The following is a 26,407-nucleotide window of genomic DNA, read 5'->3' on the forward strand; positions in this document are numbered from 1 at the left end:
GTGCATGAAAGCTCTTGCCGCGAACCGGGCGCGGCGCAAGGGGTGTCAGGCAAGGCTGGGGCTGTTGGCCGATGCCGTGAGGTCGATGGTGACATGCCCCTCGGCGGGACCGAAGCGCAGGAACGCCTGGCGCAGCGCCTCGAAAACCGCGCCCGCATCGCCGCGCAACCGTGTGCAGAAGTTCTTGGACTTCAGGAAAGTGCCCGACCCCTTCAGGAAGTCGATGCAGCCATAGATTTCGTCCATATGCCGGTCCTGGCCCAGCACATAGAGCGAGAACTGCACGTCGATGCCGACACCGAGATCGGGCGCGGCACCCACCGCCTCCCGCGCCAGGGCCTGACGTTGGGACAGGCTCTGGCCCTGGGCCTGCACCAGCGCCTCGCAGCAGCAGTTTGGGTCGTCCGGCTCGCCCGGGCATCCGCGCGACAGGGTGACATGCATGGTCACGTGATCGGGCTGCCGCGCCACGGCGGCAAAGAGATCGCGGATCGCGTCGATCAGGGGGCCGGGCGCCCCGACCATGAGCGTCGAGACATCGTCGGTCTCGATCCGCAATGCGCTTCTGTGGGGATTGAGGGCCTCGAGCCCGGTGGTGATGACATCGACGAAATCCGACGTCATCGGATAGAGTGACACTTGTGCGCCTATGAACATATTCCCTCGCTCCGCCGGCATTACCCGGATCAGCTGTGAAGGGTTCGCGCGGTCTTGCGCATCTCAGCTCCTGAACGGAGCACCCCTGGATGACTTTAGGGTATCCCATGCACCCGGCGTGTCAAGCGTGACTCGCCACAGCCTGCGACAGGCCGCCTGGACCACCTGAGATGAACCTATAGAGTTGGCAGCGCTTGGCGACTGCAGTAACCATTCCACCATGACTCGCGACTCCGTTCCCCTGATCGATGCCATCGCCGCCGCGCCCGATGATGCCGCACAGGCCCGACTGCTCCGCGATGGGGCCCGCGACCTAATGGCCGGTCCCGCTGCCATCCCGGATATCGCCACCGTCGCGCTGGAGTCGACCGACGATGCCGAAACGCAGGCGGCCGCGGCGCTCTTGTCCAGCGCGCTTGACGAGGCACGGATGGCCCGGGAGAACGACGCGCCCGAGGGCGCGGCCCTGATCGACACCCTCGATGAGGCGCTGACAGCGCGGGACGCGGCCCGGCCGTTCGCGCCGGCCCTGCGCCTGCGTCTCGCGCAGATCTACGCGCGTGCGGGCCTTGCGCCGCCGGAATTCGCCATGCTGACCGCCGACGTCATGGACGGGGACGAGGCCGGGTCCGAAGAGATGCCCGATCTCGGCGCGTTGATCGACCCGATCCTGCAGGAGATCGGTGATGACCCCCTTCAGGTTCATGCCGCGCTTGTCGAGCTCCTCGCCGGGCTGCCGCCGGAGCTGGCGGCGATGCTGGTTTCCATGACGGTCGCGCGGCCGGGCGCGGTGGAGGCGCGGCTCGGTCTTTACTGGCTGCTCGATGCACAGCCCGACCTTCGCCTCGCCGCCGCAACGGCGCTTGTGTCCCGTGCCGAGGCGGGGACACTGACGCCGGAGATTGGCGCGCTGCTGCCGACGCTGCGCAAGTGGCTGCCCGAGGATGCCGCGCGCGCCGCGCTCGATGGGGTGATCCGCCGGCAGATGCAGCATGGCGCATCCCGGACGGCGGGGCGCGGGCCGACCATCCACCGGGCCGCCATAAGCCTGCCGGACGGTGCCGGCGCACAAAGCCTGATCGCCGCCGTCCAGATCGGCAGCCGACGCGCGGTTGCCATGGCGATGCTCAAGCAGGGCCACGGCGTGAAGGATGCCTTCGTCATCCCCTGCACAAGTGCGACCGAACAGAAGCAGATGCTGGCCCGCATCCTGGACGAGATGGAAACCTTCGAGGACGCGCCGGACATGCTCGCCGCGATGCTGGCGCGCGGTCTCGGTGAGGGGCTGGAGCTGGGTCTGATGCCGGCGCCCGGCATGGTCGATCTGGCCGAAATCCTCGGCCCCGACGCACTGACCCCCGCCGCCGGCGATACCGAGGCCATTCTCGACGCCATCGGCGCGGCCGAGGCGCTCGAAAGCCTCCCGGCGCCCCGCCGTACCGCGCTGGTCAAGGCCAGCGCCGACTGGATGGGGCATTTTGAGCAGGCCGACAGCTGGTTCGAGGACACCGGTGCATTGCGCGACGCCATTGGCCGCGCGCGAACGGACAAGGGGCGCGAAACCGCTGTCTGGAAACATCTCGCGGGCCGGCGGGCCTGGTGGGCGCGGCAGTTCGCGGTCTCTGCGGCGGTGCTGAAATCAGCAGCCGGCGTGGACCAGGCGCTCTGGCTGTCCTTCGCCGCAGTAGCACAGGCACTGGTCGACGGGCGATCCCTGAAGCGGATCCCGATCATGGCCGACATCATGGCGATGACGCTGGACGCGGCCGCAGCGCGCGACGGGGATATTTTGCCGATATCGCGCTCCGGTGCGCCGGATGACATCGGCGCTCTGCTCGCCGAGGCCGGGATGAGCGCGGCCTATCTGCAGGGCTATCTCACGGCCCTGGCGATCGCACCGCTGCAGCCGTCGCCGCAGGACTGGCTGGGCGCGCTTCTCGGAGGGATCGAGTTTCCGGGCGAGGGTGTGATCGACCACCTGATGGGATTCCTGATGATGCAGGCCAACCAGACCGATGACGACGCCGCAGACCCGGAAATCGTTGCCCGCAACCTTACTGCCCTGGACGAAGACGGCCTGAAGGACTGGGCTGCAGGTTTCGACAACCTCGTGATGGCGACCCGTGGTTCCTGGCCCGCAAAGCTTCTGGGTGCCGACGACAAGCGCATTCTGCGCGACCTCAAGAAGATCGCCACGGGCGCCGAAGGCGACACGCTGCGCAATGTGCTGCCATCCTGGGTACCCCGACGCCACGAATTGCGGCGGTAGCTGCGCCGACTTGCGATCATGCATCGGCGGCGGAGGTTTGGCATATCCGGCCCACAGCCGCCGTTGGAACGCCGCCCGCGGTGCCGCAGAGCAGAGTCACCGGAGCCGCTGTCCAGACACGCTCCCGCTTAGCCGGGCGCGACGATGCCAGCTTAATCGAGCGCTATCTCACGCGTTCCCCCGCCACAACCATCCGGCTGCTGCTCGCTGATCGCCAGTCCATCGGCACCGATCGGCTGAAATTCCCTGAACAATAACGATATCTCCTTCGCCATACACCTGAGGGAGAATCTCCGCGGCACCACAGAGGACGGCCATTGACTGACTGTTGATTTGAGGTGTCGTTACGGCATTGTCAGCTTGTTCTATCGCGACGTGACGAAGACCGGCGCCACCATCATGCGGCCATTTCAGCAGCACAATCGTTCCACAGACTGAACGCATCAGCCCGGGAGTGGCGATAGGATATTGCGGAGAGGCGATGGCGTTTCGGGCGGAACAGGGTTGCGGTCTGATCGTGAACGGAAAAAAACCGCTGCGCTTGGCGCGGAGATTTGAAGCGGCCCATGATCTTTTCTCGTCGTCTTGTGTGTCGATGCGACGCTTCCGACCGGTTGTTCAACCCCTTGTGCGAGCGGTGCTCGACGCTTGGGCAAAGCCCCCGAACGGCGACGCCATAGCTGCGCAGCTTGTCGGTCACGATAACCCGCGGCACGCCCCACCGCCGCATCAGTTTTCGAAGAAATCGCTTGGCAGCATGGGCATTCCTGCGACTTTGGGCCAGGATCTCCAGCACGTCGCCGTTCGCGTCGACCGCCCGCCAAAGCCAGTGCTTCTGGCCCCGGATTGAGATCACGACCTCGTCGAGGTGCCATTTGTCGGCCGGGGTCGGACGGTCGCGACGAATGCTGGCGGCGATCTGTGCTCCGAACCGTTGGCACCACACCCGGATGCTTTCATACGAGACGATCACGCCCCGCTCGGCCAACAGATCCTCGACATCGCGCAAGCTCAGGGCAAACCGATGGTACGCCCAGACGGCATAGGAGATGATCGAACGAGGGAACCGGAAGCCCTTCAGGCGAGGCTGTGAAACTTGGCTGATCATGTGCGGTCGCTATGCATGAACCCAGGCAACGTCAATAACCTGACAATACCCTCCCTGAAGTTGCCGCTGGTGCGATCGCATCGCGGGACGCCTTGTCACCGCTGCGCCAATTGTTGCCCGGCGTCAAAGTGCGTCAGGCCAAAATATTCGCGGTCGACATCCAACGAAAAGTCGTGACGATTTTTCAGGGCGAGCAGAGGCGCTATACCGAAGTTGGATTCGATCATTTGATTATCGCACTTGGCCAGACAAGCAACTTGGCACATATTCCTGGCCTAGCCGAACACGCCTTGCCGATGAAGTCGATGGCCGACGCCCTGGAATTGCGCAATCACGTCATCGAGAAACTGGAGCACGCCGATGTCACGGAGATGGCAGAAGTCAAGGGCCAGCTTCTGACGTTTGCTGTGGTTGGGGCCGGTTTTTCTGGCGTGGAAACAGCTGGAGAGATAAAGGACCTAGTTGACCGGTCGCTTCAGTACTATCCGAATATCGATCCCGCCGAGGTCCGCGTCGTTGTCCTTGAATTCGGAGACCGCATACTGCCTGAATTGCCAGAAAGTCTTGCCAGTTACGCACAGATGAAATTGACGAAGCGTGGCATCGAAGTATTGCTTAATACCGGCGTGACCGAAGCCACGGCGACGCAGATAGTCACCTCTGACGGTCAGCTTTTGGGAACGAGAACAGTCATTGCAACCGTTGGAAACGCTGCGACCGAGGTGGTCCAGGAAATGAACCTGCCTCAGAAGCGCGGACGCATCTACGTCGAGCGGACGCTGCAGGTGGCGGGTCACCAGAATATCTGGGCATTGGGCGATGCGGCGTTGGTCCCGATGCAGGAAGGCGCGACAGAGGATGGCGATTTTGCGCCACCGACAGCACAATTTGCGGTTCGCGAAGCCCGCCTCGTCGCGCGGAACATCGAGACGGTGTTGCAGGGCGGAACGCCCTCGCCATTCCTCTACAGGTCCAAGGGTGCGCTTGCGTCACTGGGGTCCAGTCGCGGCGTTGCAGAGGTGTTTGGCATCAGAATCACCGGGTTCGCGGCATGGATTCTTTGGCGCAGCTACTATCTGTCATTCGCGCCAGGCTTTGGCACCAAGCTACGGATCGCGGTCAACTGGCTGCTGGATTCGCTGATCAACCGCAGCACAGTTCAAATCAAAACTCGCAGGCGCGCCGCCGCCCGCTATGTCCGCTATCGCGCTGGCGACAAAGTATTCGAACACGGCAACCGAGCGGATGGCCTCTATTCGGTCCTTGAGGGCAGTTTCGAACTTATCATCAAGACCCCGGATGGGTCGGTCGCAACGCAGAGAACGTTTCGCCGGGGAGAGCACTTCGGCGAGCGGGTCCTGCTCGGCGAGGGCCTACGCACGGGATCGGTTCGCGCAGTGGAAGATTCGCGCGCACTGATGCTGGATTCCGACGACTTTCAGAAACTAACACGCGGTATGTCGGCGTTTCGAATGATATTCGCAAAAGAACTGGGATTGGGCGAAGAGCCATCTCCGCGTTCTGCCGGCGAGGCCGGAGATGTTTGACGCACTCGAACTTGCCAGATTGCAGTTTGCGTTTACGGTGTCGTTTCACATCCTGTTTCCAGCATTCTCGATTGGTTTAGCGAGTTTCCTGGCCGTGCTGGAAGGCCTGTGGATACTGCGGAAGGACAATACCTACCTACGTGTCTTCGACTACTGGAAAACAATCTTCGCCGTAATCTTCGGCATGGGTGTCGTCTCCGGCCTGGTGATGAGCTATCAGTTTGGCACAAACTGGGCGGTGTTTTCCGACAAGACGGGGCCGGTTCTGGGGCCGATGATGGGGTACGAAGTTCTATCGGCCTTTTTCTTGGAGGCCGGCTTTTTAGGCGTCATGCTTTTCGGTCGCAACAAGGTTGGGTTGCGCCTGCATTTCTTCTCGACGCTGATGGTTGCGGTCGGCACTTTGTTCTCGGCTTTCTGGATACTGTCGGTGAACTCGTGGATGCAAACCCCGGTGGGTTATGCAATCAATGACGTCGGTCAATTTGTGCCTGAGAACTGGTTGGAGATCGTTTTCAACCCGTCTTTTCCTTACAGGCTGGTGCACATGGTGTTGGCGGCCTATCTGACGACGGCCTTTGTGGTCGGCGGCGTTGGCGCGCGGCACCTACTGTTGGGCCAGGGCGGCAAAGAAGCGCGCGTCATGTTTTCAATGGCGCTTTGGATGGCGGCGTTCGTTGCGCCGATGCAAATAGTTGCGGGTGACTTCCATGGGCTCAACACGCTTGAACACCAGCCTCAGAAGATCGCCGCGATGGAGGGTCATTTCGAAACACGTAAAGGTGCTTCGCTGATCCTGTTCGGCATCCCGGATGAAGAAGCCGAGACCGTCAATTGGGCTGTAGAGATACCCAAGCTTGGCTCGATGATCCTTACCCACCACTGGGATGGCGAGATTAAAGGATTGAAGGAATGGCCGCCTGAAGATCGTCCGCCCGTGACCATAGTTTTCTTCTCATTTCGGATTATGGTTGGGATTGGCATGGCAATGACGGCGATTGGGTTTTGGAGCCTATTAAGCCGCGCCATTTGGGGCATCGACCGTGCCAGGTGGCTGCAACGCGCCACAGTCCTAATGGCTCCCAGCGGGTTCATTGCCGTTCTTGCTGGCTGGGTCACAACTGAGGTCGGGCGTCAGCCTTGGACCGTCTACGAACTGCTAAGAACGTCGCAATCCGCCTCACCACTCGATGCACCGGTCGTTGCGACATCGCTGATTGCGTTTATCATCGTGTATTTCGTGCTGTTCGGTGCCGGAACCTATTACACTTTGCGCCTGATGCGGCGACCGCCAAATTCCGGTGAACCGACCGAGATCGCCGGTCCCGTGCGCACAGCGAACCGCAAGCTGATCGAGGGCATTTCTCATGTGAGCGGGGAGGATTGATCCGGCATGGTTGACCTATCTTTTGTCTGGGCCGGGATCATTGCGTTCGCAATTCTGGCATATGTCATCTTGGACGGTTTCGATCTAGGTGTCGGAATACTCTTTCCTGCAATCCGACCCGGATCCGGAATGCGCAGCCGGATGATGAACTCGATTGCGCCGGTTTGGGATGGCAATGAAACTTGGTTGGTGATGGGCAGCGGCGGGCTTTTCGCAGTTTTCCCTCTTGCCTATGGGATAGCGCTGACCGCGCTTTATGTTCCAATCTTCGCCATGCTATTTGGACTGGTCTTTCGCGGCGTCGCTTTTGAGTTTCGTTGGCGCGTTGAAGAGCGAAACAAGTTTTACTGGGATTGGGCCTTTATCGGCGGCTCGTATACGGCGGCGTTCTTTCAGGGCGTCGCACTTGGCGCACTTGTCCAAGGCATCAAGGTTAGCGACCGCGCCTATGCTGGCGGTTGGTGGGATTGGCTCACGCCATTTTCATTGACCTGCGGCCTTGCAGTCGTGATCGGCTACGCGCTCTTGGGCGCCACTTGGCTTGTAATGAAAACTGACGGATGGTTACAGCGCCGGATGCGTGAGTATGCATGGCGGGCCGCTTTCGGAACAATCTTCTTGATTATGGTGGTCAGCCTTTGGACTCCGTTTCACAACCCGGAATACCTAACCCGGTGGTTTTCGTGGCCGAGCGTTCTGTATTCCGCGATTGTGCCGTTCTGCATGTTCGTTCTCACAATTCTTCTGTTTGCCGGCCTGGAGACGCAGAAGGATGTGCAGCCATTCCTGTGTGGACTCGGCATATTCTTCCTTTGCTTTGTCGGAATTGGAATCAGCTTCTATCCTCAGATCATCCCGCCAGATATCGAGATCCGCGAAGCAGCTGCGCCGGACAAGAGCTTGGCATTCCTATTGGTAGGAGCTGCATTCATGCTACCGGTCATCTTGACTTATACTGCGTTTTCCTACTGGGTTTTCCGTATGCGCTGGCCACATCCCATTGATTTGAGGTCTTCCGGGCTTCTTTGATTGGCCGGATACATTCTCCATTGTTTCTGTTGGAGGCTGCTATGGCAGATGGAAGTGGACTTGTGGGTCGGCTGGAGATTGTCGAGCCCCGCCGGGGCAACCGGCGTTGGCCTGACGACGTGAAAGCACGGATTGTTGCGGAGAGTTTTCAACCCGGTGCGCGCGTTGTTGACGTGGCGCGGCGCCATGACATTGTCCCCCATCAACTATCGGACTGGCGACGGATGGCGCGAGAAGGTCATTTGGTTTTGCCTGCGGATGTCATGACATCAGTTGGTGATGCAGAGATTTCGTGCCATCGGTCTGAGCCTGCGTTTGTTCCGCTGGAGATTGCGATGGCATCGCCGGCAGCTGATAGCACATCAGTGCAAGCACAGAGCGAGCGCGCCGGGATGGGCGGCGAGATATCGGTGACGATTGGGTCTGATGTGATGATCCGAATTCCTGGCACTGCTGATGTGGCGCGTGCTGCTGACTTGATCCGCGCGGTACGGGGGGTCTCGTGATTGTTGCGGGTCAGCGGCTGCCAATCGTGATTGCGACGAAGCCGGTCGATTTCCGTCGAGGCCATGACGGGCTCGCAGCAACTGTGCAAAACGAGCTGGGGCTTGATCCCCATTCCGGCATGACGGTGGTGTTCCGTTCCAAGCGTGGCGACAGGTTGAAGATCTTGGTTTGGGATGGAACCGGGCTTGTCCTGATCTACAAGCGGTTGGAGGTTTCCAACTTCGTGTGGCCCAAGATTCAGGACGGCGTCATGCAGCTTTCCCGGGCCCAGTACGAGGCCCTTTTCGAAGGTTTGGACTGGCGCCGGATGGTGGCAAAACCGGTGGTTGCACCTGCTGCGGCAGGGTGACTCAGGACCAAATTTGAGCGTTGTTTTATTGGCTTTTCTTCCTGTTCAGGGTAGAAAAGCGCATGTCAGAACCGTTCGATATTCGCCAGTTTCCAGGTCTGCCGCCCGAGGTCGTGAAGGCCTTTGAGGCGCAGCAGTTCGAACTGGCTGTAGAACGTGCGGCGCGGCAACATGAACAGGCTGTCGGTGCCGAGAAGGACGTCTTCATCACCGAACTGAAAGCGCTGGTCGAGAAGCTGGAAAGTCAGGTTGCCGATCATCGGCGCACCAAGTTCGGACCCAAGTCGGAAAAGCTTAGCCCCGATCAGCTGGAACTGGCGCTCGAAGACCAAGAAACCGCCATAGCCGAGACGCAGCAACAGATCGATGAGGTGCAGAACAAGCTCGACCAGCTCGACAAGACTGCAAAGGACAAAAAGCCCCGCAAACCGCGCAAGCCCCGCACCCTTCCAGAGGGGCTGCCGCGCGTCGAGCGGGTCATCAATCCCGAAAACATCGTTTGTCCCTGCGGCTGTGGCGATATGGTCAAGATCGGGGAGGATCGTTCGGAGCGGCTGGATGTCATTCCTGCGCAATACCAAGTCGTTGTCACTGTGCGCCCGAAATACGCCTGTCCCAAAGGACGCACGGGCGTGGTCCAAGCCAAGGCCCCGGCGCATCTGCTGGAAAACAGCTGGCCGACCGAAGCCCTGCTGGCGCAGATCACTGTGGCCAAATTTTGCGACTTCAATCCTTTGAACCGGCAATCCGTGGCCATGGCCCGCAACGGCGCGCCGATCGATCGTTCAGTCCTGTCGGACTGGATGGGCCGCACAGGCGCACTGATTGCCCCCGTGGTCGATCACATGGCCATGCTACTTCTGAAAGGCAGCACACGGCTTTATGTCGACGAAACAACAGCGCCCGTGCTTGATCCCGGACGGGGCAAAACCAAGACAGGGTACTTCTGGGCTGTTATGCGGGATGATCGCGGCTGGAACGGACCGTCGCCACCTGGCGTCGTGTTCCATTATCGCCCCGGACGAAATGGCAAATATGCCGAAGAAATCCTCAAAGGCTTCGATGGCACAATCCAGGTGGATGCCTATGGAGGCTACACCGCCTTAGGCACTTCCAAGCGGGTGGGTGGCGCACCCTTGAAGCTCGCCTATTGCTGGTCGCATGGGAGGCGCGCCTTGATCAAGGCGCAGCCCAAAGCAGGATCGCCGATCGTCGACGAGGCCCTGCTGCAGATCGCGGCCATCTACAAGATCGAGGCCGAGATCCGTGGGCTGCCGGCCGCGCAAAGGCGTGCGGTCCGGCAGGAGAAATCCTGCCAGCTGGTCGATAAATTCTTTGTTTGGCTGAACGCTCAGGCCGGCCGTGTCTCGCGCAAGTCCGAATTGGGAAAAGCTTTGGCCTACATGCTGCGACGTCAGGAGGGCTTCCGTCTGTTCCTGGACGATGGCCATGTCGACATGGATTCCAACCTGGTAGAAAATGCGATCAGAAGCCCCGCCATGACACGCCGCAACACACTTTTTGCCGGTCACGATGATGGAGCCCGTTGTTGGGCAAGGTTCGCGAGCCTGATCGGAACATGTCGCATCAACGGCGTCGAGCCCTATGCCTACTTGCTCGATCTGTACACCAAGCTGGCCAACGGGCATCTCAAGAAAGACATCGATACTTTGATGCCGTGGGCTTATGCCGCCGCCACGTCCTCACAAATGAGCTCGCCCGGGACTCCCTGACGACCTCCCGCACGCGACAGCCAAATGCCTGTCAACATATGCACTCTGAAAATCTCAATGGGACGCAGGCAGCGCATACGGTTTTCCGGGGAAAAGTTAACGAGGCGGGTGGCTATCACTAACTCGTCCATGAAACAGGTTCTTTGGTTCATCGCGATCTGGGTCGGCAGCGTTACGGCACTCGGTCTTGTGGGCCTGATAGTTCGCAACATTTTGGCTCTGAACTGAATAGGCCATTCAACTGGACAACAGGTTGGGGACTGATGGAGTATTTGGCTTGGCCCTGAAGCCTGACGATACTATCTGTTCGTCGGATCACCACCCGGCGGACGAGCCGCCGCCATCGCCTACACCCTGATTGAGACGGCCACGCTGAATGGCGTCGACCCGCAGGGATGGCTCGCCGATATGCTGGCCTGCATCCCAGACCACAAGATCACCCGCGTGGATGATCTTCTGCCATGGAACTGGTCACAGCGCGCGGTCTGACCGGACGCTTACCTTGATAATGCCTTCACGCGATCCGGAAAATTACACCACCTTTATGGGGTGACCCATATCTCACGGCGCGCCAAGATTGCGGGCGTCGGATAGTTTTTCGGTTTTCTGATTTCGGTCAGAGACTTTCTTGGGCATTGGACCAAAGCTGGCTATATGAGCGCCCTGCGCTCAACGGGGAGGGCGGTAGATTGCAATCTGGAGACGCTAGGACACCTTTCACAGCGGCCAACTTGCCTCTACTGCGGGCCTCCTCTCCGGGTGATCTGCGACCTCGGTGCGTTCAGAACAATCCGACGTTTCCTAGAAACACTGGTTCGCAGGTCAAGGCCCTGGGCCTCCTTGTAAGATGCTTCAACAAAATTGATGTGCTCCTCCGCGGCAGCGGCCGCAGCATCGGCCTCGCGGTTGATAATCGCGTTGCCAATTTTCTGATGCTGTTCCAGCAGTTTCTTTCCGTGACCGTCGACAAGATATTTCGAGCTGCGATGAAGAAATACGCCTCGAGCAAGCAGTTCGTAGACCGACGCCATGGTATGGACCAGCATCGGGTTGTGCGTCGCGTCAACGATTGCGCCGTGAAACTGGACGTCGGACAGCAGTTCGAGTTTGGTATCGGCATTATTCAAGGCTTCCGCCATGTCATCGAGCGTATTAATAATGATTTGAATGTCGTCCTCAGTGGCACGATGTGCCGCAACGAACGCCGCAAAGCCTTCGACCTCCCGCCGAAATTCAAGATATCCACCGAAAGCTGCGGGATGGCGTGTAAACAGGTCGATCATAGCCGGCGCAAAGGCTGTGCCCGTCAGCCGCGTCACAAACGTACCTTCGCCATGTTGTACCCTCAGCAGCCCGCGATGCTCCAAGATCTTGATAGCGTCCCGGATCTTGGGCCGAGACACGCCGATCTGTTCGGCCAGTTCCCGTTCGGATGGCAAGCGTTGACCGCTACGCAAGACGCCCGAAATGATCAGATTCTCGATTTGAGCAACCACGGCGTCGGCAACGCTGTCGTTCTCAATCCTGTCATAAACGCTGTCTCCGTCGTTCATCGATCTCTCCTCAGAGATGGACATTATACTCCGAGACGATTGATCTTCAACCACTTCGCGCAACGCGTTGTCGATTCCGTGATCACTGTTGTTTACTCGTATCACGCTCCGACGAGAGACGAGTATGGTGCTAGTAGGTATAGATTTTTTGCATTCACAGGTTCATGGTCTGGCGTTTGCCGCACCTTAGATGGATGCCTAAGCGAAGTACTGTTTCAGTATGAACAAGGAACGAGAGGTCAAGAAACTTAATGTCAAAATGTTCCGCAACATCACCCAGACCGGAGCCAAACGGGCGCGCCAAGTCCATAGTCTTCATGCGCGCGCTTTCAAGGAAGACCGCACATGGAGACCCCAGATGAATCGCGCCACTACTCTCGAAGTTGTTGCCGCAACTACTATCAGCATGGTTTCGGCCCCAGGCACTTGGACCCGGGAGGGAAAGTCATGCAGAAACTGGGTGTTGCCACTTCGCTCCTGCTTGGCGACGAGATCTTTCCGGCATTGTAAAAGTGCAACGAGCAGAAAGCGCGCAGGAAACGGATGCTGGTCATCTTCGACAGTCACGGTGTCGAATACGCCGCCGAGCACAATGTCGGCCAAATCGGGCAACTCTAGGCGACAAAAACTGAACTCGCCGTCTTCTACATGGCCTGCGATCCGTCCAACAGTTTCAACCCGGGCATCGGCAAGATGACTAAAGCCCGAAACTGCCTTCAGGAGTTCATCACATGACCAATGTTGTAATCGTCTCTGCCGCGCGCACCGCTGTAGGCAGCTTCAACGGCTCTTTTGCCAACACGCCCGCCCATGACCTCGGCGCTGCGGTCATCGAAAGCGTGATCAGCCGCGCCGGAATCGGCAAAGCGGATGTCTCCGAGACGATCCTCGGCCAGGTACTGACGGCCGGCCAAGGGCAGAACCCGGCCCGCCAAGCGCATATCAAGGCCGGGCTCCCGAAAGAGGCTAGCGCCTGGTCTCTGAATCAGGTTTGCGGCTCGGGCCTGCGCGCGGTCGCCCTTGGCGCACAGCATGTGCAACTCGGCGATGCCGCCATTGTCTTGGCCGGCGGGCAGGAAAGCATGTCGCTCTCGCCCCATGTGGCGCATCTGCGGGCCGGGCAGAAGATGGGCGACCTAAAGTTCATCGACTCGATGATCAAAGACGGTCTTTGGGATGCGTTCAACGGCTATCACATGGGCCAGACCGCCGAGAACGTCGCCGAGAAATGGCAGATCAGCCGCGAAGCACAGGACGAATTCGCCGTCGCCAGCCAGAACAAGGCCGAAGCCGCGCAGCAGGCCGGCAAGTTCAAGGACGAAATCGTGCCTTTCACGATCAAGACCCGCAAGGGCGACATCGTGATGGACAGCGACGAGTATATCCGCCACGGCGCCACCATCGAATCGATGCAGAAGCTGCGCCCGGCTTTCACCAAGGACGGCTCGGTCACTGCCGCCAATGCGAGCGGATTGAATGACGGCGCCGCCGGAGTGCTGCTGATGTCCGCCGAGAACGCCGAGAAACGCGGCATCGAGCCCTTGGCCCGCATCGCCTCCTACGCCACGGTCGGACTGGACCCGTCGATCATGGGCGTGGGCCCGATCTACGCATCGCGCAAGGCGCTCGAGAAGGCTGGCTGGAAGGTCGAGGATCTGGATCTGGTCGAGGCCAACGAAGCCTTCGCCGCCCAGGCCTGTGCGGTCAACAAGGACATGGGCTGGGATGCGTCGATCGTGAACGTCAACGGCGGCGCTATCGCCATCGGCCACCCGATCGGCGCCTCCGGCGCGCGCGTCCTGAACACGCTGCTCTTCGAGATGAAACGCCGCGGAGCGAGAAAGGGCCTCGCGACGCTGTGCATCGGCGGGGGCATGGGCGTGGCCATGTGCTTGGAGCGCGACTGACCTGAGAGTTTCCCCAACCCGGGCACAGCCTGCCGGGACCAACTGACTTAGGAGACCTATCATGGCACGAACTGCACTCGTCACCGGTGGATCGCGCGGCATCGGCGCGGCCATCTCGAAAGCTCTGCAAGCTGATGGCCACACCGTCGCCGCCACCTATGCCGGCAATGACGATGCCGCCGCTGCTTTCACAGCGGAGACCGGCATCAAGACCTACAAATGGAACGTGGCGGATTACGCCGATTCCGCCGCCGGCATCGCCAAGGTAGAGGCCGACGTGGGCACGATCGACATCGTGGTCGCCAATGCCGGAATCACCCGCGACGCGCCGTTCCACAAGATGACGCCCGAGCAGTGGCACCAGGTGATCGACACCAACCTGACGGGCGTGTTCAACACCGTCCACCCGGTCTGGCCGGGGATGCGTGAGCGCAAGTTCGGCCGGGTGATCGTTATCAGCTCGGTCAACGGCCAGAAAGGCCAGTTCGCGCAAGTGAACTATGCCGCGACCAAGGCCGGCGATATCGGCATCGTCCGTAGCCTGGCTCAGGAAGGCGCCCGCGCCGGCATCACCGCCAACGCCGTCTGCCCGGGCTATATCGCCACCGAGATGGTGATGGCGGTGCCCGAGAAGGTCCGCGAGAGCATCATCGCCCAAATCCCGGCCGGCCGGCTCGGTAAACCAGAGGAGATCGCCCGTTGCGTCGCGTTCCTGGCCTCCGACGATGCCCAGTTTATCAACGGATCGACTATCTCCGCTAACGGCGCGCAGTTCTTTGGGTGAGGGCATTCTGACATGAGCGAACAAGAGCAAGACATCGACGCCACCGAAACGCTGGAATGGCAGGAAGCCATCGCCGACGTCATCGAGCGCGACGGGGCGAACCGTGCGTATTACCTGCTGGACAAGGCCGTCAACCAGGCGCGTGCCGCAGGGGCAAACCTGCCGTTTTCATCAACCACGCCCTACCAGAACACTATCCAGCCTGACGACCAGGAGGTCTATCCAGGCGATCTGGAGATGGAGTGGCGCATCCGCACCATCAACCGATGGAACGCGATGGCGACCGTCGTGCGCCGGAACAAGGTCTCCAGCGAGTATGGCGGGCATATCGCCTCCTACGCGTCCTCGGCGGTGATGTACGACATTGGGCTCAACCATTTCTGGCGCGCGAAGTCGGCGATCCACGGCGGCGATTTCGTGTTCTTCCAGGGTCACGTGATTCCCGGCATCTACGCGCGGTCCTTCATGGAAGGCCGGATCGGCGAGGAGACGCTGGAGAACTTCCGCTCCGAGGTCGATGGCAAGGGCCTCTCCTCTTATCCGCACCCTTGGCTGATGCCGGATTACTGGCAGTTCCCGACCGTCTCGATGGGCCTCGGCCCCTTGATGGCGATCTACCAGGCGCGGTTCATGAAGTACCTGCACAATCGCGGCCTGATCGACATGGCCGACCGCAAGGTCTGGTGCTTCCTCGGCGACGGAGAGATGGACGAGCCGGAAAGCCTTGGCGCGATCAGCCTTGCGGCGCGGGAAAAGCTCGACAACCTCATTTTCGTGGTCAACTGCAACCTCCAGCGCCTCGACGGCCCGGTGCGCGGCAACGGCAAGATCGTGCAAGAGCTGGAGGGAGAGTTCCGCGGCGCCGGCTGGGAAGTCATCAAGCTTCTCTGGGGCAAGGGCTGGGACGAGCTTCTGGAGAAGGACACGACCGGGAGGCTCCGTCAGCTGATGGACGAAACCGTGGACGGCGATTACCAGACCTTCAAGTCGAAGGACGGCGCCTATATCCGCGAGCATTTCTTCGGCAAGTATCCCGAAACCGCCGCACTGGTCGAAGACTGGTCCGACGATCAGATATGGGCACTCCGGCGCGGCGGACACGATCCCGAAAAAGTCTATACCGCCTTCAAGCGCGCGGCCGGGGTCGAGGGCCAGCCGACCTGCCTTCTCGTCAAGACCGTCAAGGGCTACGGCATGGGCAAGGCGGGTGAGGGCCAGAACATCACCCACCAGCAGAAGAAGATGGCGGAGGATCAGCTCCGCGCCTTCCGCGACCGCTTCAAGATCCCGGTCAGTGACGAGGATTTGCCGAAGGCGCCCTTCGTCAAGCTGAACAACGCCCAGAAGGCCTATCTCGCCGAACGGCGGCAGGCTTTGGGCGGCGAGTTCCCGAAACGCCATTGGCGCGACGTGCCGAAGCTTGAGATCCCGGCCCTGTCGGCGTTCGAGGCGCAGCTGAAAGGCACGGGCGACCGCGAAATCTCGACCACGATGGCATTCGTGCGGATCCTCACGACGCTTCTCCGCGATAAGAACATGGGCAAGAATGTCGTACCCATCGTGCCGGACGAGAGCCGCACCTTCGGGATGGAGGGGCTTTTCCGCTCCGTCGGCATCTACAACCCCTTGGGCCAGCACTACACGCCCGAAGATGCCGACCAGATGATGTATTACAAGGAAACAACCGACGGTCAGGTGCTTCAGGAAGGCATCAACGAAGCGGGCGCCATGGCCGACTGGATCGCGGCGGCGACGTCCTATGCCAATCACGGCGTTCCGATGGTGCCGTTCTACATCTACTACTCGATGTTCGGTTTCCAGCGGATCGGCGATCTCGCCTGGGCAGCCGGCGACAGCCGCGCGCGCGGCTTCATGCTGGGCGGCACCGCGGGGCGGACGACGCTCAACGGCGAGGGCTTGCAGCACGAGGACGGGCACAGCCACATCCTTGCCGGCACGATCCCGAACTGCATCACCTACGACCCGACCTTCCAGTACGAGGTCGCGGTGATCATCCATCACGGGTTGAAGCGGATGTATTCCGATCAGGACGATGTCTATTTCTACCTGACCCTGATGAACGAGAACTACGCCCATCCCGACATGCCGCCCGGCGTGGAGGAGGGGATCATCAAGGGCCTCTACCGTCTGCAAAAGACCGCGAAGCCCGGCAAGAAGCACGTGAACCTCTTGGGGTCCGGCACGATCCTGATGCAGGCGCTGAAGGCCGCCGAGATGCTGAAGGCCGATTTCGGCGTGACCTCCGACATCTGGTCGGCCACCAGCCTCAACGAACTGGCGCGCGACGGGCAGGACGCGGCGCGGCACAACCGGCTCAATCCCCTCGCCGCCGAGCGGGTGCCTTATGTGACCGAGGCGCTGTCCTCCGCCAAGGGGCCGGTCATCGCGGCGACCGACTACATGAAGAACTACGCCGAGCAGATCCGCGCCTTCGTGCCGAACCGCTTCACGGTTCTCGGCACCGACGGGTTCGGGCGGTCCGACAGCCGGGTCAACCTGCGCCGCTTCTTCGAAGTGGATGCGAACCACATCGCGGCGGCGGCGATGGCCGATCTTTTCCGCGAAGGCGCGGTGACGGAGAAAGACCTGCAGGCAGCATTGAAGAAATACGACATCGATGGCGGCAAGCCGAACCCCCGGCTGGTCTGATCGGGACGAAAGGAGACTAATCACATGGCAATTGAAGTCAAAGTGCCCGACATCGGGGATTTCAGCGACGTCCCGGTCATCAACATCCTCGTTGGCGTCGGCGACGTCATCGGCAAGGAAGACCCGCTGGTCGAGCTGGAAAGCGACAAGGCGACGATGGAGGTTCCGTCCCCCGCCGCAGGCAAGGTCGCGGAGATCAAAGTCAAAGAGGGCGACAAGGTCTCGCAAGGTTCGCTGCTCCTCATGCTCGAAGGCGACGGCGCGGGTGATGCCCCGGCCAAGGAGGAGAAGAAGTCCGAAGCTCCGGCACCGGCCAGCACGCCATCGGACCCCGGCGCCCCGGTCGCCGCACCCGCTGCCGCCCCGGCCGCCGTCACTGATGCCGGTTTCGGCAAGGCCCATGCCTCGCCCTCGATCCGCGCCTTCGCGCGGCAATTGGGCATCGACCTCGCCATCATCAACGGCACCGGCCGGAAGGGTCGGATCCTGCGCGAAGACGTGACCGCGGCCTTCAAGGGCTCGGGCGCGCCCGCCACCGGCGGCGCTGTCGGGGGCGGCATGGGTATCCCGCCGATCCCGCCTGTCGACTTCTCCAAGTTCGGCGAGGTCGAAGATGTCGAGATGCCGCGCATCAAGAAGCTCTCCGGCCCGGCGCTGCACCGCTCCTGGCTTAACATCCCGCATGTCACCCATCAGGAAGAGGCGGACATCACCGAGTTGGACAAGTACCGCAAGGAACTTGATACCGACGCCAAGAAGGACGGCTACCGAGTCACGCTTTTGTCGTTCATCATCAAGGCCAGCGTCTCGGCCCTGAAGGAGCACTGGGAGTTCAACTCCTCGCTCCACCCCGACGGCGACAAGCTGATCCGCAAGCACTACTACAATATCGGCTTTGCGGCGGACACGCCGAACGGGCTGATGGTGCCGGTGATCAAGGATGCCGACCGCAAGGGGATCGTGGCGATCTCGAAAGAGCTTGGTGACCTTTCCGCCGCGGCGCGTGACGGCAAGCTGAAAAGCCAGGACATGCAGGGCGCGACCTTCACTATTTCGTCCTTGGGTGGGATCGGCGGCACCGCCTTCACTCCCATCGTCAACGCACCCGAGGTGGCGATCCTCGGCCTGACACGCTCCAAGATGGCGCCGGTCTGGGATGGCGAGGCGTTTCAGCCCCGCAACATACTGCCAATGTCGCTCAGCTACGACCACCGCGCCATCGACGGCGCGCTGGCCGCCCGCTTCGCCGCGACCCTGAAACACCTGCTCGGCGACGTGCGCCGGCTGATGCTGTAAGGGGGCTGTAGGATGGAAGTCAAAGTCCCCGATATCGGCGATTTCAAGGATGTTCCCGTCATCACCATCATGGTGAAGCCGGGTGACACCATCGCCAAGGAAGACCCGCTGATCGAACTGGAAAGCGACAAGGCGACGCTGGAAGTGCCGTCACCCGCCGCGGGCGTGGTGAAGGAGATCAAGGTCAAGACTGGCGACAAGGTCTCCGAAGGCTCCGCGATCCTCGTCCTCGAAGGTGCGGAGGTGGACGAGGCGCCGAAGGAAAGCGCGCCCGCAGCGCCCGCCACCGAGGCGCCGAAATCCGTTGCCGCCACCGGCAGCGCCTCCGGCAAAGGCGATATCCACGGCGAAGTTGTTGTCCTCGGCTCCGGCCCCGGCGGCTACACGGCGGCCTTCCGCGCCGCCGATCTTGGCAAGAAGGTCGTGCTGATAGAGAAGGATTCCAATCTCGGCGGTGTCTGCCTCAACGTGGGGTGTATCCCGTCAAAGGCGCTTCTTCATGCCGCCAAGGTCATCACCGAGGCGGAAGAGATGGAGGATCACGGCCTCAAATTCGCCAAACCCAAAGTCGATCTGAAGAAACTCGTGGGCTGGAAATCATCCGTCGTCTCGAAGCTGACCGGCGGGCTTTCCGGTCTCGCCAAGGGCCGCAAGGTCGAGGTCGTGACCGGCATGGGCAAGTTCACCGGCCCCAACATGATCGAGGTCGAGGGCAAGGACGGCAAGAAAACCGTCAGCTTCGATCAATGCATCATCGCGGCGGGGTCGGAACCCGTCACGCTGCCGTTCATTCCGCATGACGACAAACGTGTGATTGATTCGACCGGTGCCCTGGAACTCGACGGCATTCCGAAGCGCCTCCTCGTCCTTGGCGGCGGTATCATCGGGCTGGAGATGGCCTGCGTCTATGACGCGCTCGGATCGAAGATCACGGTCGTCGAGCTGATGGACCAGATCATCCCAGGCGCGGACAAGGACATCGTCAAGCCGCTCCATAAGCGCATCGAGGGGCGCTACGAGAAGATCCTTCTCAAGACCAAGGTCACGGCGGTCGAGGCCCAGAAAGGCGGGCTGAAAGTCACCTTCGAGGACGACAAGGGCGAAACCTCCACCGACACGTTCGACAAGGTGCTCGTCGCCGTCGGTCGCCGCCCGAACGGCAAGACGATCGATGCCGAGGCGGCGGGCGTGGCGGTCGATGATCGGGGCTTCATCGCCGTGGACAGCCAGCAGCGCACCGGCCAGCACCACATCTTCGCCATCGGCGATGTGGTGGGCCAGCCGATGCTCGCCCACAAGGCGGTGCATGAGGGCAAGGTCGCGGCCGAGGTTTGCGCGGGCCAGAACCGCCATTTCGACGCCCGCGTGATCCCCTCGGTCGCCTATACCGACCCCGAAGTGGCCTGGGTCGGTCTGACCGAAAATCAGGCGAAGGAGCGGGGCGTGAAGATCGGCAAGGGCGTCTTTCCGTGGGCCGCCTCCGGCCGCTCCCTGTCGCTCGGCCGCTCGGAGGGCATCACCAAGGTGATCTTCGATGAGTCCGACGACCGCGTCATCGGCGCGGGGATCGTCGGCCCGAATGCCGGCGATCTCATCGCCGAGGTGGCGCTGGCGATCGAGATGGGCGCGGACGCGGTCGATCTTGGCCACACGATCCACCCGCATCCGACGCTGTCGGAAACGGTGAACTTCGCCGCCGAGATGTTCGAAGGCACGATCACCGACCTCATCCCGCCGAAGAAGCGAAAGACATGAGCAAACTCGTGAATGACATCGCGGGGCAACAAAGTGGCGCAACGGCGCCAGTCACCAAAGGAGATCAGCTATGAGTGGTAGCGTTTACAAATACATTGAACTCGTGGGCACCAGCACCAAATCCTGGGAAGCCGCTGCCGTTGCAGCGGTAGAGCGCGCAAGCCAGACGCTGCGAGATCTGCGCGTCGCAGAAATCGTATCGCAAGACATGGTACTGGAGGACGGCAAAGTGAAGGCCTTTCGCTCCAAGGTCAGTGTCTCGTTCAAGTTTGAAGACTAGACCGATGTGGTGGGACTGCGATTCCACCAACTCTTCGCTGGCATTCCCGGTTGTGGCGAAACGTTTCATCAACTCCATGTGGCGCCGCCAATAGACTCAAGCTCCTGAAAGGATTCGTCCAATGGCAAATAACCCCTTCGACCCGGCAGAAATCTTCAAAGCCTTCAGTTCCGACGCAATGGCGAAGGTTTTCGATCCGACCGCGATGATGAACGTATTTCAGGATGCAGGCAAAAGCCTACCCGGCATGGCCGCCGTGATCGACGCCAACAAGCGTCACTTCGAGGCCACGGCCGAGGCTAACAAGGCTGCCGCCGCAAGCTACAAAGACATGCTCGAGAAACAGATGAAGATTTTCAAGGAAGTGACCGAGCCGATTCAAAAGATGATGGCTGAAGCAACTGACCCGGCGACGATCAAGAATCAGACCAACGCCATGACCGATGCCGTTGAACAGGCTCTGGGTTTGATGCAGGGCATGGCTGAAGCGTCGCGCGTGGCTAACGAGAAAGCTTTCGAGGAAGCGAAGGACCAGGTTGCCAACGCTGTCAAAAAGGCCACCAAATCGGAGGCGTGACAGTTTTGTTCAGGGCATTTCAGAAATCGTCGAGGATCAAGAAATGAGAATTGGAACACCGAAGGAAGTTCTCGACGGCGAAGCGCGGGTCGCGATGACACCGGATAGTGCGGGGCAGCTTCGGAAACTGGGTTACGAGTGCCTGATTGAAACCGGCGCTGGCGCGAAAGCCGGGTTTTCGGACGTGGCTTTCGAGGAGGCAGGTGTAGAAGTCGTCAAGTCCGCCGCGGCGCTTTTCAAGGAGGCCGATATCGTTGCCAAGGTGCAGCCTCCGACCGAGACCGAGGTCAAGCAACTCCGGAAAGGCCAGACGCTTGTCAGCTTCTTCTGGCCGGCTCAGAACGAGAAACTGCTGGAACTGGCGCGCGACGGGGGCGCCACCGTGATCGCAATGGACATGGTGCCGCGGATCAGCCGGGCCCAGAAGATGGACGCGTTGTCGTCGATGGCGAATATCGCTGGCTACCGCGCGGTGATCGAGGCGGGCAACAACTTCGGCCGGTTCTTCACCGGCCAGGTGACAGCGGCGGGCAAGGTGCCGCCTGCAAAGGTCCTGATCGTCGGCGCCGGCGTCGCGGGACTGGCCGCGATCGGCACCTCGACCTCGCTCGGTGCCATCACCTACGCCTTCGACGTACGCCCCGAAGTCGCCGAGCAGATCGAGAGCATGGGCGCCGAATTCGTCTATCTCGATTTCGAGGAAAGCGGCCAAGACGGTTCCTCGACCGGGGGCTACGCGGCGCAGTCGAGCCCCGAGTTCCGCGAGAAGCAACTTGAGAAATTCCGCGAACTCGCCCCCGAGATGGACATCGTCATCACCACCGCGCTGATCCCGGGCCGGGACGCGCCGGTGCTCTGGACCAGGGACATGGTCGAGGCGATGAAGCCCGGTTCGGTGATCGTTGACCTCGCCGCCGAGCGCGGCGGCAACTGCGAACTGACCAAACCCGAGGAGAAGATCGTCACCGACAACGGCGTGACCATCGTCGGCTATACCGATTTCCCGAGCCGCATGGCGACGCAGTCCTCGACGCTCTACGCGACCAACGTCCGTCACATGATGACCGACCTCACGCCCGAGAAGGACGGGGTGGTCAACCACAACATGGACGACGACGTGATCCGGGGCGCGACCGTCGTGCATGAAGGCGAGATCACCTATCCGCCGCCGCCGCCGAAGGTAGCGGCGATCGCCGCCGCGCCTAAGAAGGAGAGGCCGAGGGAGCTGACGGTCGAGGAGAAGCGGGCGCAGGAACTCGCGGCCTTCAAGGCACAGACCAAGAGCCAGGTGACGCTCCTCGCCGTGGGCGGCGGGCTGATCCTGCTCGCGGGGTTCTACACGCCGGCCTCGTTCATGCAGCACTTCATCGTGTTCGTTCTATCCGTGTTCGTGGGCTTCCAGGTGATCTGGAACGTCTCGCACAGCCTGCACACGCCGCTGATGGCGATCACCAACGCGATCTCATCGATCATCATCCTCGGCGCGCTGATGCAGATCGGATCGGGCTCGTTCCTGGTGATCGCACTGGCGGTACTCAGCGTCTTCATGGCCGGGATCAACATCTTCGGCGGCTTCCTCGTCACCCGGCGCATGCTCGCCATGTTCCAGAAATCCTGAAGGAGGCCGGGCAATGGAAATCGGATTCACCACTGCCGCCTACGTGGTTGCGGCTATCCTCTTCATCCTGTCGCTCGGCGGGCTCTCTGGTCAGGAAAGTGCCAAGCGTGCGGTTTGGTACGGCATCGTCGGCATGGGCCTGGCGGTCATGGCGACGCTGATTGGGCCGGGCTCGGGGCTCTGGCTTCTGTCGCTACTGCTGATTGCGGGTGGTGCTGTGATCGGCGTCTATGTGGCCAAGCGCGTACAGATGACTGAGATGCCGCAGCTGGTGGCGGCGATGCACAGCCTCGTGGGCCTCGCCGCGGTCTTCGTGGGATTCAACGCCCACATCGAGATCGGGCGCGTGGCGGCGGCCTTCGCCGAGGCCGGTGCGGGCTTCCCGCTGCCCAATGACGGCTCGGGCCACACGCCTAAGGCGATCGCCGAGATGTTCCGCGGCTTCGCCGCCGTGGTCTCACACAAGACCGGCGCGGAGATCAGCATCCTTCGTATCGAGCTTTTCCTCGGGGTCTTCATCGGTGCGATCACCTTCACCGGCTCGGTCGTGGCCTTCGGCAAGTTGGCGGGCAAGACGACCTCGGCCGCAACCAAGCTGCCAGGTGGGCACGTTCTCAACCTGGCGACGGCGATCATCTCGGTGATCTGCCTGATCTGGTACTTCTCGACGGGCGGCTTCTTCCCGCTCCTTCTGATGACGCTGGCCGCGCTCTTCATCGGCTATCACCTGATCATGGGCATTGGCGGGGCCGACATGCCGGTCGTGGTTTCGATGCTGAACAGCTACTCGGGCTGGGCGGCGGCGGCGATCGGCTTCTCGCTCGGCAATGACCTTTTGATCGTCGTGGGCGCGCTGGTGGGCTCGTCGGGTGCAATCCTCAGCTACATCATGTGCAAGGCGATGAACCGGCATTTCGTCAGCGTCATTCTCGGCGGCTTCGGGGGCGCTCAGGGCCCGGCAGCCGAAATCGAAGGTGAACAGGTTGCGATCGAAGCCGAAGGTGTAGCAGCGGCGCTCGAGGAGGCCGACAGCGTGATCATCATCCCCGGCTACGGAATGGCGGTGGCCCAGGCTCAGCATGCGGTGAGCGAACTTGCCCGCAAGCTGCGCACCAAGGGCAAGAACGTGCGTTTCGCCATCCATCCGGTTGCCGGGCGCCTGCCAGGGCACATGAACGTGCTCTTGGCCGAGGCTAAGGTGCCCTACGACATCGTCTTGGAGATGGACGAGATCAACGACGATTTCCCGGACACAGGCGTGGCCATCGTCATCGGATCGAACGACATTGTGAACCCGGCTGCGCAGGACGATCCCAATAGCCCCATCGCCGGCATGCCGGTGCTGGAATGCTGGAAAGCCAAGCAGGTCTTCGTCTCAAAGCGAGGCCAAGGAACCGGCTATTCCGGCGTCGAGAACCCACTGTTTTACAAGGAGAACACCCGCATGTTTTACGGCGACGCGAAGGTGAGCCTCGACAAGCTCCTGACGATGATCGGGTAAGTGGCCCGGACCGTTGCGCGCCACGGACAACGAAAATTCGCTGCAATAACAGCCTATTCATCGAAACACGGCAGCGCGGTGTCGCCCCGCTGCATTGAGGAGGAAAGATGTCCCAGCTATTCACATTCATATTGGCCTTGCTGCCAATCGCCACAGTGTTCATGCTATTGGTGGTTCTGGCGCGCTCTGCCAAGCTTTCGATGGGCGTGGCCTATCTTGTCACCGCCGCGACCGCGCTTTTGGTCTGGGGCACCGATGTCAACAAGGTACTCGGAGCCACAGTCAATGGGGGCGTGACGGCAATCAGCCTACTTTACATCATCTTCGGCGCGATCCTGCTTCTCTACACGCTAGAGGAGAGTGGGGGCATCCGCTCAATACGAGCAGGATTCACAAGCATCTCTCCCGATCGGCGTGTGCAGGCGATAATCATCGCCTGGCTTTTCGGGTCGCTGATCGAGGGAGCTTCCGGATTTGGAACACCGGCGGCGATCGCCGCGCCGCTTCTGGTGGCGATCGGTTTTCCGGCCATGGCCGCAGTTCTGGTCGCCCTGATCATCCAGAGTACACCGGTCTCTTTTGGAGCAGTAGGCACACCGATTCTCGTGGGCGTCAACACCGGGCTCTCAGGACAGGCATCGGTCGAGGCCGCTATCGCGCCCTTGCCCTTCACCGAGTATCTCATGGAAATTGCCACTCGCGTGGCTATGATCCACGGGCTTATCGGGTTCCTGATACCCCTGATCCTGGTGGGAATGTTGACGCGCTTCTTTGGTGTTAACAGGTCTTTCCGCGAAGGGTTCCGGATCTGGAAGTTCGCCCTCTTTGCAGGGTTGGCCTTCACCGTTCCCTACTATGCCATCGCTGCGCTTCTTGGCCCCGAATTTCCGTCGCTGGTGGGCGGCATCATCGGATTGCTGATCGTCGTACCCGCAGCACAGCGCGGGTTTCTTATCCCGACCGAGACTTTCGAGTTCCCGCCGCGTGCGGCGTGGGAGCCGAGTTGGGTCGGCAAGCTTGACGATCTTGAGGATCACCGGGCCGGTCAGAAAATGATGCCGCTGCTGAAGGCCTGGGCGCCCTATGTGTTCGTCGTGGCGCTGTTGGTCGTCACCCGCACCGTGGCGCCAGTCAAGGAATGGCTGACCTCACCAGAAATGACGCTGGCCTTTTCTGACCTGTTTGGTTCGGGTATCACGGCGCGAGTGCAGGTCGCCTATCTGCCCGGAACCGTGCTGATCCTTGCCTCTGTCTTCACCTTCTTCCTACACGGCATGAAGCTGCGGGACTACGTAACCGCACTGAAATCATCTGGATCGACGATGATCGCCGCCGCTCCGGCGCTGCTGCTGGCCGTGCCGATGGTGCAAGTTTTCCTGAACTCGGCCTCGGACAGCATGGCCAGCATGCCGATCGTTCTGGCCGAGGGCGTCTCGGCGGCGGCGGGTGAGGCTTGGCCGATGTTTGCACCGCTGATCGGCGCGATGGGCGCCTTCGTGGCCGGCTCGAACACAATCTCGAACATGATGTTCTCGCTCTTCCAGTTCTCGACAGCTGAACAGATCGGGCTTGGCGCCGCTGGTGCCGGAACCGTCGTCGCCTTGCAGGCCATCGGCGGGGCCGCGGGAAACATGATCTGCGTACACAATGTGGTTGCGGCATCCGCAACCGTTGGCCTTGTCGACCGCGAAGGCGAACTCATCCGGAAAACTCTGATCCCGATGTTCTATTACATTGTGCAAGGGGGTTTCATCGGTTTCGCACTCCTCGCGGGAAGCCTCAGCCTTTGGTGGATCGCGGCATTGATCTGGCCCGCGGTTGTGCTCATCTTGATGGCACGCAATCGCGGAAGCGTTCCCGCCATCTCGCGAAACTGAGGT

The 26,407-nt window shown here is 61.0% G+C and carries 21 protein-coding genes, 2 pseudogenes and 1 riboswitch; of the genes and pseudogenes, 20 read left to right on the top strand and 3 right to left on the bottom strand.

All coding sequences use genetic code 11. The features are described 5' to 3' along the window. Nucleotides 1-45: 45 nt before the first annotated feature. A complete protein-coding gene (locus tag FGD77_RS02515) occupies nucleotides 46-657 on the bottom strand; it encodes a Ykof family thiamine-binding protein (protein ID WP_255006048.1) in 612 nt (203 codons plus the stop codon). Then, nucleotides 647-754: riboswitch (TPP riboswitch) on the bottom strand. (Overlaps the previous gene by 11 nt.) A 123-nt stretch (nucleotides 755-877) precedes the next feature. Here FGD77_RS02515 and FGD77_RS02520 point away from each other — a divergent pair. Next, nucleotides 878-2,926, top strand: a complete 2,049-nt coding sequence (locus FGD77_RS02520; protein ID WP_255006051.1) for a UPF0149 family protein — start codon at nucleotides 878-880, stop codon at nucleotides 2,924-2,926. Nucleotides 2,927-3,323: 397 nt separating this feature from the next. Here FGD77_RS02520 and FGD77_RS02525 read toward each other — a convergent pair whose 3' ends face one another. Beyond that, on the bottom strand, nucleotides 3,324-4,034 hold the full coding sequence (locus tag FGD77_RS02525) for an IS6 family transposase (protein WP_255006053.1): 711 nt from the start codon (nucleotides 4,032-4,034) through the stop codon (nucleotides 3,324-3,326). Between the two features lie 92 nt (nucleotides 4,035-4,126). On the opposite strand from FGD77_RS02525, the gene FGD77_RS02530 reads away from it, so the two are divergent. From FGD77_RS02530 to FGD77_RS02560, 8 genes and pseudogenes are all read left to right on the top strand, one after another. Next, nucleotides 4,127-5,581: an FAD-dependent oxidoreductase gene (locus tag FGD77_RS02530; protein WP_255006055.1), complete on the top strand. Its 1,455-nt coding sequence runs from the start codon at nucleotides 4,127-4,129 to the stop codon at nucleotides 5,579-5,581. Then, nucleotides 5,574-6,968, top strand: a complete 1,395-nt coding sequence (locus FGD77_RS02535) for a cytochrome ubiquinol oxidase subunit I (protein WP_255006057.1) — start codon at nucleotides 5,574-5,576, stop codon at nucleotides 6,966-6,968. Before FGD77_RS02530 ends, FGD77_RS02535 begins: the two co-directional genes overlap by 8 nt. Before the next feature lie 6 nt (nucleotides 6,969-6,974). Beyond that, complete coding sequence (gene cydB, locus FGD77_RS02540; protein ID WP_255006059.1) at nucleotides 6,975-7,997, top strand: cytochrome d ubiquinol oxidase subunit II; 1,023 nt, start codon at nucleotides 6,975-6,977, stop codon at nucleotides 7,995-7,997. A 41-nt stretch (nucleotides 7,998-8,038) separates the two neighbouring features. Next, the gene (locus FGD77_RS02545; protein ID WP_255006061.1) at nucleotides 8,039-8,503 is read left to right on the top strand and encodes a transposase; all 465 of its coding nucleotides are present in this window, start codon (nucleotides 8,039-8,041) and stop codon (nucleotides 8,501-8,503) included. Continuing rightward, a complete protein-coding gene (gene tnpB, locus FGD77_RS02550; protein ID WP_255006064.1) occupies nucleotides 8,500-8,853 on the top strand; it encodes an IS66 family insertion sequence element accessory protein TnpB in 354 nt (117 codons plus the stop codon). The genes FGD77_RS02545 and tnpB overlap by 4 nt, the downstream gene beginning before the upstream one ends. Nucleotides 8,854-8,915: 62 nt before the next feature. Then, nucleotides 8,916-10,586, top strand: a complete 1,671-nt coding sequence (locus FGD77_RS02555) for an IS66 family transposase (RefSeq protein WP_255006065.1) — start codon at nucleotides 8,916-8,918, stop codon at nucleotides 10,584-10,586. 129 nt (nucleotides 10,587-10,715) lie between these two features. Beyond that, entirely contained in the window at nucleotides 10,716-10,814 is a 99-nt protein-coding gene (locus tag FGD77_RS22255) for a DUF2474 family protein (protein WP_369682676.1), read from the top strand. Nucleotides 10,815-10,925: 111 nt separating this feature from the next. Then, nucleotides 10,926-11,075, top strand: a pseudogene (locus FGD77_RS02560) (transposase domain-containing protein); the annotation flags it as partial. 248 nt (nucleotides 11,076-11,323) lie between these two features. Here FGD77_RS02560 and FGD77_RS02565 read toward each other — a convergent pair. Continuing rightward, the gene (locus tag FGD77_RS02565) at nucleotides 11,324-12,139 is read right to left on the bottom strand and encodes a FadR/GntR family transcriptional regulator (protein ID WP_255006066.1); all 816 of its coding nucleotides are present in this window, start codon (nucleotides 12,137-12,139) and stop codon (nucleotides 11,324-11,326) included. Between the two features lie 633 nt (nucleotides 12,140-12,772). Here FGD77_RS02565 and FGD77_RS02570 point away from each other — a divergent pair. From FGD77_RS02570 to FGD77_RS02620, 11 genes and pseudogenes are all read left to right on the top strand, one after another. Beyond that, a pseudogene (locus FGD77_RS02570) lies at nucleotides 12,773-12,874 on the top strand (hypothetical protein); the annotation flags it as partial. Next, nucleotides 12,871-14,046 carry an acetyl-CoA C-acetyltransferase gene (locus FGD77_RS02575; protein ID WP_255006067.1) on the top strand — a complete coding sequence of 392 codons (1,176 nt, stop codon included), beginning with the start codon at nucleotides 12,871-12,873 and terminating at the stop codon, nucleotides 14,044-14,046. The pseudogene FGD77_RS02570 and the gene FGD77_RS02575, both read left to right, overlap by 4 nt. A 61-nt stretch (nucleotides 14,047-14,107) precedes the next feature. Next, on the top strand, nucleotides 14,108-14,830 hold the full coding sequence (gene phbB, locus FGD77_RS02580; protein ID WP_255006068.1) for an acetoacetyl-CoA reductase: 723 nt from the start codon (nucleotides 14,108-14,110) through the stop codon (nucleotides 14,828-14,830). 12 nt (nucleotides 14,831-14,842) lie between these two features. Further along, nucleotides 14,843-17,500 carry a pyruvate dehydrogenase (acetyl-transferring), homodimeric type gene (aceE, locus tag FGD77_RS02585; protein ID WP_255006069.1) on the top strand — a complete coding sequence of 886 codons (2,658 nt, stop codon included), beginning with the start codon at nucleotides 14,843-14,845 and terminating at the stop codon, nucleotides 17,498-17,500. 24 nt (nucleotides 17,501-17,524) lie between these two features. After that, entirely contained in the window at nucleotides 17,525-18,796 is a 1,272-nt protein-coding gene (aceF, locus tag FGD77_RS02590; protein WP_255006071.1) for a dihydrolipoyllysine-residue acetyltransferase, read from the top strand. Nucleotides 18,797-18,808: 12 nt separating this feature from the next. Continuing rightward, complete coding sequence (gene lpdA / locus FGD77_RS02595) at nucleotides 18,809-20,551, top strand: dihydrolipoyl dehydrogenase (RefSeq protein WP_255006074.1); 1,743 nt, start codon at nucleotides 18,809-18,811, stop codon at nucleotides 20,549-20,551. Between the two features lie 70 nt (nucleotides 20,552-20,621). After that, nucleotides 20,622-20,831 carry a dodecin family protein gene (locus tag FGD77_RS02600; protein WP_255006078.1) on the top strand — a complete coding sequence of 70 codons (210 nt, stop codon included), beginning with the start codon at nucleotides 20,622-20,624 and terminating at the stop codon, nucleotides 20,829-20,831. Nucleotides 20,832-20,952: 121 nt separating this feature from the next. Continuing rightward, the gene (locus tag FGD77_RS02605; protein WP_255006079.1) at nucleotides 20,953-21,408 is read left to right on the top strand and encodes a hypothetical protein; all 456 of its coding nucleotides are present in this window, start codon (nucleotides 20,953-20,955) and stop codon (nucleotides 21,406-21,408) included. A 43-nt stretch (nucleotides 21,409-21,451) separates the two neighbouring features. Next, entirely contained in the window at nucleotides 21,452-23,026 is a 1,575-nt protein-coding gene (locus tag FGD77_RS02610) for a Re/Si-specific NAD(P)(+) transhydrogenase subunit alpha (RefSeq protein ID WP_255006081.1), read from the top strand. Between the two features lie 13 nt (nucleotides 23,027-23,039). After that, nucleotides 23,040-24,527 carry an NAD(P)(+) transhydrogenase (Re/Si-specific) subunit beta gene (locus tag FGD77_RS02615; RefSeq protein WP_255006083.1) on the top strand — a complete coding sequence of 496 codons (1,488 nt, stop codon included), beginning with the start codon at nucleotides 23,040-23,042 and terminating at the stop codon, nucleotides 24,525-24,527. A 107-nt stretch (nucleotides 24,528-24,634) separates the two neighbouring features. Further along, nucleotides 24,635-26,404 carry an L-lactate permease gene (locus tag FGD77_RS02620; protein WP_255006084.1) on the top strand — a complete coding sequence of 590 codons (1,770 nt, stop codon included), beginning with the start codon at nucleotides 24,635-24,637 and terminating at the stop codon, nucleotides 26,402-26,404. Nucleotides 26,405-26,407: the final 3 nt, after the last annotated feature.

This window comes from Roseovarius sp. M141, from assembly GCF_024355225.1.
Classification (GTDB): domain Bacteria; phylum Pseudomonadota; class Alphaproteobacteria; order Rhodobacterales; family Rhodobacteraceae; genus Roseovarius.

Coding starts and splice junctions, on each gene's coding strand:
- FGD77_RS02515 (WP_255006048.1), bottom strand. CDS start 657: ATGTTCATAGGCGCACAAGTGTCACTCTATCCGATGACGTCGGATTTC.
- FGD77_RS02520 (WP_255006051.1), top strand. CDS start 878: ATGACTCGCGACTCCGTTCCCCTGATCGATGCCATCGCCGCCGCGCCC.
- FGD77_RS02525 (WP_255006053.1), bottom strand. CDS start 4,034: ATGATCAGCCAAGTTTCACAGCCTCGCCTGAAGGGCTTCCGGTTCCCT.
- FGD77_RS02535 (WP_255006057.1), top strand. CDS start 5,574: ATGTTTGACGCACTCGAACTTGCCAGATTGCAGTTTGCGTTTACGGTG.
- cydB (WP_255006059.1), top strand. CDS start 6,975: ATGGTTGACCTATCTTTTGTCTGGGCCGGGATCATTGCGTTCGCAATT.
- FGD77_RS02545 (WP_255006061.1), top strand. CDS start 8,039: ATGGCAGATGGAAGTGGACTTGTGGGTCGGCTGGAGATTGTCGAGCCC.
- FGD77_RS02555 (WP_255006065.1), top strand. CDS start 8,916: ATGTCAGAACCGTTCGATATTCGCCAGTTTCCAGGTCTGCCGCCCGAG.
- FGD77_RS22255 (WP_369682676.1), top strand. CDS start 10,716: ATGAAACAGGTTCTTTGGTTCATCGCGATCTGGGTCGGCAGCGTTACG.
- FGD77_RS02565 (WP_255006066.1), bottom strand. CDS start 12,139: ATGAACGACGGAGACAGCGTTTATGACAGGATTGAGAACGACAGCGTT.
- FGD77_RS02575 (WP_255006067.1), top strand. CDS start 12,871: ATGACCAATGTTGTAATCGTCTCTGCCGCGCGCACCGCTGTAGGCAGC.
- phbB (WP_255006068.1), top strand. CDS start 14,108: ATGGCACGAACTGCACTCGTCACCGGTGGATCGCGCGGCATCGGCGCG.
- aceE (WP_255006069.1), top strand. CDS start 14,843: ATGAGCGAACAAGAGCAAGACATCGACGCCACCGAAACGCTGGAATGG.
- aceF (WP_255006071.1), top strand. CDS start 17,525: ATGGCAATTGAAGTCAAAGTGCCCGACATCGGGGATTTCAGCGACGTC.
- lpdA (WP_255006074.1), top strand. CDS start 18,809: ATGGAAGTCAAAGTCCCCGATATCGGCGATTTCAAGGATGTTCCCGTC.
- FGD77_RS02600 (WP_255006078.1), top strand. CDS start 20,622: ATGAGTGGTAGCGTTTACAAATACATTGAACTCGTGGGCACCAGCACC.
- FGD77_RS02605 (WP_255006079.1), top strand. CDS start 20,953: ATGGCAAATAACCCCTTCGACCCGGCAGAAATCTTCAAAGCCTTCAGT.
- FGD77_RS02610 (WP_255006081.1), top strand. CDS start 21,452: ATGAGAATTGGAACACCGAAGGAAGTTCTCGACGGCGAAGCGCGGGTC.
- FGD77_RS02615 (WP_255006083.1), top strand. CDS start 23,040: ATGGAAATCGGATTCACCACTGCCGCCTACGTGGTTGCGGCTATCCTC.
- FGD77_RS02620 (WP_255006084.1), top strand. CDS start 24,635: ATGTCCCAGCTATTCACATTCATATTGGCCTTGCTGCCAATCGCCACA.